This is a genomic window from Candidatus Limimorpha sp. (assembly GCF_056203535.1).
On record NZ_JBADWU010000118.1, the window covers coordinates 1 to 7008 of the forward strand.

Here is a 7008-nt window from a genome sequence, read left to right on the forward strand (position 1 = left end):
CCGAAATGACTGCACAGTATGTCGAATAAATCGCTATCTTTGCGCCGTATCTTGGAATCAGTAGCTATGGAAAACATAGGAAATTTTCTTCAAAGTTACTGATTTCCAAGATATTATGCAAGTGTTTTAACTAAAAAAACATCGGATTTTTCCGTTTTTTTGCTCTTCTTGAAATTTTTGTCATGTACTAAGCACTCTTTTTCATAAATATTTTATTTAAGGGGACTTCTATTTTTAGCATTTTTGCGCCATTCCTCTGAACTTCGTGAAGTCCATTAGCCAAATTTCAAAGTGAATGACGTGGCAAAAATAACACTTTCCATTATGATTTTCCAATAAGATACAAAAAAAAATCATTCATTCCTTCACCCATTTTCCCGTCTCAATCTCAGCCTTTTCAGAAACCACCTTCCAGACATAAACACCGTTAGCCCAATCGGTGGCATCCAGCACGGTTTCCGTTTCCGTGACAGGCTGCTGTGCCACAAGGCGGCCATTCATGTCGTAAACTTCCACGGCGGCATTCTCAACCGCAGTGCGGATGTGCATCTCGCTGCCGCCCGGGTTCGGGTAGGCGATAGCCACCTTCAGGCCGTTGGCGTGGGCTTCATCGACACTTAGGAAAGCCTCGGCGGGAATGTGGAAGATAGCATTGGAAATAACATATTCGCTTGAATTTCTAATGCTTCCGTTAGTGCTGATTACGCAACTGCCATCGGTCAAGACGCTAATGTAATACGGAATGGTGCTATACAACGGGCTGTGATAAAACACTTCATCGAGTTTGTGAAGATTAGTGTCGAATCGGGATACGCAAAAATCATGCATCCTCAAATTGTCCATATAGGCACACATGTAAATGCTGCCATCCTGACCAAAGTCAATAGCTCTTGACAAAGAACGCTGGTCATGGGTTTGAGTAGTCTTGCCCCAGGCCATGCCTTGGTAAAGGAACTCGGAATCGAGTTTTGCAATCATTGCATCTTGCACTACCTCGGTTTGTCCGTTAGACGGTGCCAAACTTAATTCTCCCATGACAAGCACTTCGCCAGTCTGCGGATGAAGCACGGTGTATGGAATCATAGGAAAGCTATGTTGGGGCAAATCCCTGAAAACATCTTCACGGAACAGGGTTGAATTCAAATCCTTGTCCAATTCAAAACAATCTACACGCATATCCTTCGTGTAAAAATACGGAAAGGCAAAATAGAATTTTTCACCGTTTGCGTCAGGCACAAAAGTGTAATCCAACAACGCGCCGTATTGAGGATTGGCTGTCATGTCATCAACGAAACTTCTGTCTGCCAGAACGGTGCCCTTATCGTCGAACCGAACAATACGGACATATTGACTGGCTCTATAATGTTCCTTATAGCATGACATGATGAAAGTGCCATCGGCGTTCCGATAGACTAATGGCAAAACATAATCTTTTTCAAAAGGGAAAGATCCCGTTTCGTTGAAAAAAAGGTCGTCGCCTATCAATCCTACGCAGATTTTCAGACTGTCGCCATAATCCTTGCCACCTACCATCCAGTTGTTGCCTTCTCCATCTTGGAAGATTTCTTCGCAATACAACTGATAGCCATAGTCAGGATGTACGGTCTCTTGCAGCACTTCACCATCTCCATTCATTCTCTGTATTCGAAAGGTACGAGTGTCCCAATTGTTGCTGCAAGCGAGGAATTCGCCATTTGGCAACGCTTCCAGACAACGATAGTAATAATCCGATGATAGCGCGATTTCCACAGGTTCATTTTGCGCCCAAAGGCTGCCCGAAATAATGGTGGCAATGATAATTGCCAGATAGATTTTTGTTTTCATTGTATTACAGTTTTAATGTTTTCATTATGAGACTGCAATATTATAACAAAAAAAAGCCTAAAAAACTCGGCTTTTCCAAAATTGAAGTTTTTCTAAGATAAAAATTTACAATTATTTGTTTATCAATAAAATAAACAAATCCAAATTGAAGTTTTTTGTACTTTTCGGAAGCCAAAAATCAGTCCATGAACTGCTCGGCGATGTGATCAATAGGAAGGTTTTGCACCTTTTTTCGGATGTTGGTCTTGTAGGTGCTCACGGTGCCGTTTTTCAGTTCCGCAATATCGGCAATTTCATCAGTACGGAATTTGAAAGCCGAAAGCAGGCAGATTTTCAGTTCCACATCCGAAAACATGGGATATGCTTCTGCCATTTGCGCATAAAGATTGGGATAGGTTTCATCCATGCAGTGCTTCATGGCATCCCAAACCGTGGCATCCTTTGCGCCAAACAGGTAGCGTTTCACCTTTTCGAAATCGTTTTCATCAGAAATCACCTTGTTGCGGTTCATCGTCGATGCTTTATAAATAAGTTTCAGCCGCTCAGCAAGACTCTCCTTTGCCTTTTTCGCCGTCAAGGCATTGTCGGCCTGAACTGTTTCCAAAGCCAAATCATGTTTCTTTTGAATCTCTTTCAATGTTTTTTCCGATACATCCTGCAACTGCCTTAACTCCTCCTCATGCTTTCTCTTGCTCTTTTCCAAAGCTTTGTCAGCCTCAGCCTGTAGCAGTCTCAACTCTTGTTCCGCTCCCTCCTGCTGATTTTTCAGCAATTTATTGCTCCTCAGTTTCGCTATGACAATAACGCCCAAGGCCAACAACACCGCAATCGGCACAATGATTCCGACAATTCTCCTAATGTGCTTTGTATGTTGTGCGACGGTCAGTTGTTCCTGCTTTTGCTTCAAGTAATCCTGAAACAGATTGTCAAGTCTCGAGACCAAGGCTTTTTCTTCGCCTTTCGGTTTGTTATTTTCAGTCAAAAAGCGCATACATTCATGAAGTTTCACGCTGTCTTCATTCCTTTCATAAAACATCTGCATATATGGGGCAACTACATCTTTTAAACTTTCGTCCTCCAAATTCCCATAGACAGGTTCAATGTAATAGAACGCTGAATCATACATTTTTTCTTCAAAGAAAATCGCTCCGATGACCATGCAACGTCTCAATCGTTCCACTTCATCCCCCGATAGGCTTACTACCTGTTTCATCATCGCAATGGAGTTTTCCAAACCCATTCCACTTTCATAGTCGTTTATGGCTTTACCTGAAACGATGTCCCTATAAGTGACATCCCATTTTTGTGTTTGAGGAAACGAATCCAAGGCTTGGCGGAAATACTGTCCGGCTTTTTCAGTATCGCGCAACTTGGAATATTGGTATCCGATACGACAGATGATGTTGGAAAATGCTGTTGGCGAAGTCGGCTCAATGCGGCAAAAAGCAAGAGACTTTTCGTAGCAAACTATGGCCGATTCCATCATAAACTGTCCCGAAAACAAGTCCCCAAGCCTGTTATAGGTATATTCCATAAACTTTGCCTTGTTTTTCACCAAATCCTTTTCATCGAAATGCGTTTCCATCAGTTCCAAGGTTTTCAGGTATTCGGCGCAAGCCTCAACCACACTGTCCCGCTCATAAAAACCAACACCTTTTATATAATGCGCCCGCGCATCAAGGAAGACAATGTTGTCGTTTTGGCCGGGAGATTGCGAACCAAGTCCGCAATGACGGCTTCGAAGCTGAGGGTTGTCGTTAAGGACGATTGTCAGACTGTCAAAATAATCCATCGCCTTCAGCAAATCCTCCCTGTTGACCTGCGGTTTGCTTTCCTTGAAAAGCAGCTCGGAAAACAGCATCTGGCAGTAATGCCCATTAAACTCGCCCAAACTATCGGCCAGCGGGGTAGCGGTAAAATCCATCAGTACCTTCAGCGCACTGTCGGGCTGCCGCCACATCAGGCTGTCGATGGCCTGTAATTGTTTGTTAGGAGACGCAACAAATTGGGTGTCTACAGGGGCAGAATGCCTCGTAGAGCAAGCCGCAAGAACCACGGCAAGAAACAATATGAAACATCTCCATTTCATTGCCGCAAAGATAAAGCATATCTTATTTCAAGACACCCAAAACAGTAACCTTGCCGCGGGTCTTGTCGCCGATTTTCACCTTCACCTCGGCATCAACGGGCAGAAAGACATCGAGGCGCGAACCGAAACGGATCATGCCGAATTCCTCGCCAGCCCGAGCCTCATCGCCAGCTTCCAATTCGCAGACAATGCGACGGGCCAAAAATCCCGCAATCTGACGGAACAGCACTTCCCTACCCTTTTTGTCTTTGACAACAGTGGTATTGTGCTCATTGTCAGTCGATGATTTCGGATTGAAAGCCACAAGGAACTTGCCCGGATGATATTTATAGTAGGTGACTTCGCCATCCATCGGGAACCAGTTCACATGCACGTTGTAAATCGACATGAAAATTGAAATCTGGCGGCATTCGCCATTAAAATATTCGTTTTCCTTCACGATTTCGTTTGCCACGACCTTGCCATCGGCAGGCGAAAGCACCGCATTTTCAAGCAAAGTTGTCTTCCGGTAAATCGGGATGCGGAAAAAACAAACCGTCCAGAAATTATATGCAAAAATCAAAAAATACGCAAGAAAATGCCAAAACGTCTGATGTGGGAAAAATATGTTCAGCACAGCAATCAGTACCACCGCCAACACAGCAGTGAACAGAATCACCATAGCGCCCTCGGCATGAATACGTTCCTTTATCTTTAACTTTCGCATAACAATAATAAATAGGTGAAAACAAACGGTACGGAAAACATGACGGAATCGAAACGGTCCAAGATGCCGCCATGACCTGGAATCAGCTTGCCCGAATCCTTGGCACCGGCTTGGCGTTTCAACATCGATTCAGACAAATCGCCCAAAGTGCCAAATACGACAGCCACTAACACAAGCCCCAATGCGGGAAGCAACGACATGGACTGCGCGTAATGATTATAAATCAAAAAGCCGACGGCAGTTAGCAGCAATCCGCCTAAACTACCTTCGATCGTCTTTCCAGGAGATATACGATAAAACAGTTTGTGTTTTCCCAAAAGGCTGCCCGTCAGATAAGCAAAAGTGTCGTTTGCCCACATCAATGCATAGACAATAAGAACCAATGCCGGACCCGCTAAGCTGCCAAACAACGATTTATCGTACATAAAAACCATCAGTGAGCATGGCAAACTAAGAAACGCCAACGAACCGTATGCAAAGGCCGCTACTTGACTGAATTTGAACTTTTTTGAAAACAAAGCCAACAAAAAAGGCAAAACGACTATTAAAAGATTCAAAGACAGGGCTTTCATCGGCAAAACACCAACTGCCACTGATGAGCAAAGTGCAAAAAAGGCAATGGACAGCGTTTCAACAAAACAAACACTGAGCTTATCTGTCACAGCATTGAGCCGCCCCAGCTCAAAAGTTCCCACTGCGACAACAAAAAGTAAAAATGCTGCGTAAGCCAAAGGATGAATCAAAATACTACCTATGACTAAAATTGCCAAAACTGCGCCTGATAGCGTCCTAATTAATAATTCACGCATTGTCTTTCAATAAGATTGGCAAAAATAAGGAAAAAGGAAACACTGCGACAAAATATTTGCAAGAAAACCATATAATCGACAAAATAAACTGCGAAACGATTGTTTGAAGGACAAAGACGAAAAGCAGATTTCCCATAGCAGTCAAATTCGACATACCGAAAACTCCGAATAAAGCCCATCATCACACAACATTTGACAAAACCGAAATTAGCATTTTGAGCCGAAAACACTCCAAGGAAAAACGGGAAAAGAAGAAAATCGCCTCGATTTTTGCATATTCTACAAAGAAAAAAAACATCCAATTGAATTTTAATTCAATGAAAATCAAATCATTCACAGACAAAAGAAAAAATAATGTCATTTTTTGATTGCATAACAAAAAAAAGCTGTACTTTTGCAGTGTCAAAAACGATGGACTAGTAGCTCAATTGGATAGAGTCCCTGACTACGGATCAGGCGGTTGTGGGTTCGACTCCCGCCTAGTTCACAAAAAGGTTCCACAAAACGAACCTTTTTTCATTTTTGGCCCATTCGACTAGAGGTCTAGGTCACCTGCCTCTCACGCAGGCAACAGCGGTTCGAATCCGCTATGGGCTACCCTAACATTTCAAACCCTAATTGATTTCCAATCATTTAGGGTTTTTCATTTCCACCACACCCCCTATTTTGTCAGTTTTTTCAGGCCTCTTTGCACAATCATTATACCATCCACCTTTAACAGCCTTTATTTTTGTAATATTGTACTGGCTTTTCCCTGCCTTCAACAAGGGAAGCCAAGAACCTATTTTTAACTATAAATAAAGGTAACATGAGCAACACAAACATCCGTTTTATTAAGCGTTCTACACTCTCAGAACACTTTGCCACAAGTCCCATCAACAAAAACATCTATGCTGCCCTTAAAACCCACACCAACAAAAACGACAACACCATCCTCAACATTCTCAACACGACCTATCGGCAGTATGTATTTGTGATGTCTGACAGGCAACCAGCTGAGCATATCGAAAAATTTTACGAAGACGCACAGCAAACAACCGACGATGCCGATGCCGTCTTTTCCATCCTTTCCGGCATCCTTCAACTACACCACCAAAGCGACAAAATCACCGACTTCCTCTCACACCTAAAACAGAAAATCAAAAACCAATACATCCTATCTGTCTTTTCCCAAACCTTTGCACCGCTAAAAGGAAAAGTCAAAATCGACACACTTTTCTTTGATTACGCCTATGATCTTTCCTTCACCGACATCACAAACTGGCAGGAAGCCACCAACAACTTTTCCCCGTCTCACATCCGCCACTTTATCGAATCCGGACAAAACGACACCGAACGCAAGGAAATACTAAACGCCATCATCCTCGATTACGAATCGAAAAAAGCAGCCCTACACCTCCCATCAATTGACTTCAATCTGTTTAAAGCAGAAATCTCTGAAGGTATGTTCTATTAATTCATAAATTCGAGTGGAAGCCGTTCCACAAGAGTCAATCTTTCGGAATCAGTCGCTCTTCAGAGGACTTTGGCTGTCGATAGCGTTCGTTTATCCACTCATTGACATGTTGTTTTTGACGATT

Annotated in this window: 5 protein-coding genes and 2 tRNA genes; 3 read left to right on the forward strand and 4 right to left on the reverse strand. The window is 43.0% G+C overall.

Going from position 1 to position 7008, the window contains the following annotated elements:
* Positions 1-357: 357 nt before the first annotated feature.
* The 4 genes from AC06MN_RS14570 to AC06MN_RS14585 form a co-directional block, all read right to left on the reverse strand.
* Positions 358-1824 (reverse strand): T9SS type A sorting domain-containing protein, encoded by a 1467-nt coding sequence (locus AC06MN_RS14570; protein ID WP_475673103.1) that lies wholly within the window; start codon positions 1822-1824, stop codon positions 358-360.
* Between the two features lie 178 nt (positions 1825-2002).
* Positions 2003-3913 carry a tetratricopeptide repeat protein gene (locus AC06MN_RS14575; RefSeq protein WP_475673104.1) on the reverse strand — a complete coding sequence of 637 codons (1911 nt, stop codon included), beginning with the start codon at positions 3911-3913 and terminating at the stop codon, positions 2003-2005.
* Between the two features lie 22 nt (positions 3914-3935).
* Positions 3936-4619 carry a phosphatidylserine decarboxylase family protein gene (locus AC06MN_RS14580; protein ID WP_475673105.1) on the reverse strand — a complete coding sequence of 228 codons (684 nt, stop codon included), beginning with the start codon at positions 4617-4619 and terminating at the stop codon, positions 3936-3938.
* A complete protein-coding gene (locus AC06MN_RS14585; protein ID WP_475673106.1) occupies positions 4607-5428 on the reverse strand; it encodes a phosphatidate cytidylyltransferase in 822 nt (273 codons plus the stop codon). Before AC06MN_RS14585 ends, AC06MN_RS14580 begins: the two co-directional genes overlap by 13 nt.
* Before the next feature lie 413 nt (positions 5429-5841).
* Between AC06MN_RS14585 and AC06MN_RS14590 the strand changes: the two genes are divergently transcribed.
* From AC06MN_RS14590 to AC06MN_RS14600, 3 genes are all read left to right on the forward strand, one after another.
* Positions 5842-5915, forward strand: a tRNA-Arg gene (locus AC06MN_RS14590).
* Positions 5916-5952: 37 nt separating this feature from the next.
* Positions 5953-6025, forward strand: a tRNA-Glu gene (locus AC06MN_RS14595).
* Positions 6026-6236: 211 nt separating this feature from the next.
* On the forward strand, positions 6237-6884 hold the full coding sequence (locus AC06MN_RS14600) for a hypothetical protein (RefSeq protein WP_475673107.1): 648 nt from the start codon (positions 6237-6239) through the stop codon (positions 6882-6884).
* The last annotated feature ends 124 nt before the right edge of the window (positions 6885-7008 follow it).

Bases quoted from the DNA above. Each gene is read 5' to 3' on its own strand.
- AC06MN_RS14570 (WP_475673103.1), bottom strand. From the start codon at position 1,824: ATGAAAACAAAAATCTATCTGGCAATTATCATTGCCACCATTATTTCG.
- AC06MN_RS14575 (WP_475673104.1), bottom strand. From the start codon at position 3,913: ATGAAATGGAGATGTTTCATATTGTTTCTTGCCGTGGTTCTTGCGGCT.
- AC06MN_RS14580 (WP_475673105.1), bottom strand. From the start codon at position 4,619: ATGCGAAAGTTAAAGATAAAGGAACGTATTCATGCCGAGGGCGCTATG.
- AC06MN_RS14585 (WP_475673106.1), bottom strand. From the start codon at position 5,428: ATGCGTGAATTATTAATTAGGACGCTATCAGGCGCAGTTTTGGCAATT.
- AC06MN_RS14600 (WP_475673107.1), top strand. From the start codon at position 6,237: ATGAGCAACACAAACATCCGTTTTATTAAGCGTTCTACACTCTCAGAA.